At 40.2% G+C, this 1,566-nt stretch carries 1 protein-coding gene; it reads right to left on the minus strand.

Features of this window, described 5'->3' with window-relative positions; all coding sequences use genetic code 11:
* Positions 1-1,566 (minus strand): MMPL family transporter (locus QI30_RS19545; RefSeq protein ID WP_148113916.1); only part of this gene is annotated, 1,566 nt, incomplete at both ends.

A 1,566-nucleotide genomic window follows, 5' to 3' on the forward strand; every position in this document is an offset into this window, starting at 1 on the left:
TCCAAACAGTTCATAGAAGTTACCGTCCTGTACAACCCATGTGACAAACCCTAAAGTTGCACCTAAGGATAAGACGAAACCAAGCACCGCTTTAAGTGGCACTAAGATTGAGCGGAACGCAATCATGAAAATAATGAATGCTAATACAACAATGATCGATGCGAATACTGGTAAGGCATCTGATAAACGTTCTGAAATATCAATGTACATCGCTGTATTACCAGTAACATTTAACTTCACGCCATCAAATTTTGCATTACGTAGCTCATGCACAAGTTCAATTGTTTCTTGATCACTTGGTCCATTCGTTGGATTTAATGTAAGTACGGCCATTTCGCCTGATTCTTTTGGAATGACATTCGTAATCAGATCAACATGATCCATTGCTAAAATATCAGCTTGCAGTTGCTCAAGTTTCGATAGCACTTCCCCATCTTTTTCTGTCGCCTCTGCTACGACAACAAGTGAAGCGTGAACCCCTTCACCATAGCCCTCTTTTAATAAATCATACGCATCACGCTGAGGTGTCCCCTCTTCGTAAACACTATCATCTGGTAGGCCAAGTTCCATATGGAAAATTGGAATCGCTGTAATCGCTAAAAAGGCGATGGTAAGTGTTGCGATTAATACTGGAATTTTGTTTAATACTTTTGCCCAGCCTTGTAGTAGCTTTCCTGAGAATTTCACTCGGTCTGTTACTTTTTCGGCTAACGTCTTTTTACGGTCAACTGGTGGTGTAATTTTTTTACCAATTAACATCAACACTGCTGGTGTAACAATCACCGCAATTAAAATGGCAATGAATACCGTTAACGCTGCTGAAATCCCCATCATTGTTAAGAATGGAATTTGTGGAACAGCTAACGCCAGTAATGCAATAATAACCGTAATCCCTGCAAACACTACTGCTGTTCCCGCTGTACCGTTCGCAATGGCAATCGACTGTTGAATCGAATAGCCTTTTGCATACTCTTGACGGAAACGAGAAATAATAAATAACCCATAGTCAATCCCTACTGCAAGTCCAAGCATCGCAGCTAGCGTAATACATACAAATGCAACGGTTGCGTAATTGGAAACAATCATGACTCCGCATAACCCAATTAATAAGCCAATCACCGCTGTAATAACAGGCATCCCTGCTAAAATTAAAGAACCAAATGTAAAGAATAAAATCACAACCGCAACAATGACACCGATCACTTCTGAAGACATATCGCTCGGTTGTGTGTTATAAATTTCTGTTTCTGAAGAATAAAGCTCTGTTTGGATACCAGCATCTTCTGTTATATCGAATGTTTCGCGCAATTCATCTGCTTGCGACAATTTAAATTCTGAAGATGTGACATCATAAATGGCCATTAAGAAGCCGATTGTTTGATTTTCATTATAATTTTGTAGCATATCAGGTGTGACAACTGTTTCGACACCATCAATCGCTGAAACTTCTTCTGCTAATTCTGCTAGTGAGGCTTTTACATCCTCATCRACTAATGTTTTCCCTTCAGGTGCTTTCACAATGATCTGCATTTGAGCACCAGCGTCCCCGACTTCAGGGAATTCCTC

Source organism: Candidatus Kurthia intestinigallinarum (assembly GCF_003991225.1).
GTDB classification, from domain to species: Bacteria; Bacillota; Bacilli; order Bacillales_A; family Planococcaceae; genus Kurthia; species Kurthia populi.